This window comes from Staphylococcus pasteuri (genome assembly GCF_030547725.1).
GTDB classification, from domain to species: Bacteria; Bacillota; Bacilli; order Staphylococcales; family Staphylococcaceae; genus Staphylococcus; species Staphylococcus pasteuri.
Genome location: NZ_JAUOQO010000030.1, coordinates 1 through 534 on the forward strand (window position 1 = coordinate 1; position 534 = coordinate 534).

Below are 534 nucleotides of genomic sequence, written 5' to 3' on the forward strand. Positions count from 1 at the left end.
GAATTAGGTTTTGTAATCACGTTGTTCGCCGCTTAACGCAGCGCTAGATATTCTTGAAATTCATATAGGAGATCTTTGTGAATAAAATATTTTATGCGGTATTAATGAATGTATTCATAACCACTTCGGCTTACAGTGCCGATACTTTTGTGATCAAGCTAGTTGAGCCCCTTGATGAGCCGGAATTTTACTGTCTCGATGTTGCTGGCTGGGGAGACCACTTAAAGATAGAAGACCCACTCCAGGTGCATACATGTAAACCCGACTCACCTGATCAGGAATTTGTTGTTGAAGGAAGTACGTTAAAAATGCCAGAGTACAATAGGTGTTTAACAGTAAGTGCGTCTGGAAATACGGCACAGCCTGGAACTGCTCTTATGATACGTGAGTGCGATGGTCGCATAATGCAAAACTTTAAAATTCTCTCATCTGGGCAAATAATGCTGAATAATTCGAATCTATGTCTGGCGGCAGGAGCCACGAGCTTAGAAGCTTCTGGGCCAAGTCATTTGTGGAGAGTCGCAAGTCTACAAG

The 534-nt window shown here is 42.5% G+C and carries 1 protein-coding gene; it reads left to right on the forward strand.

Translation table 11 applies throughout. The features are described 5' to 3' along the window. Positions 1-77 precede the first annotated feature (77 nt). Positions 78-534, forward strand: a 457-nt coding sequence (locus Q4528_RS12660) for an RICIN domain-containing protein (RefSeq protein WP_303521812.1), incomplete at its 3' end; no start/stop codon positions are given.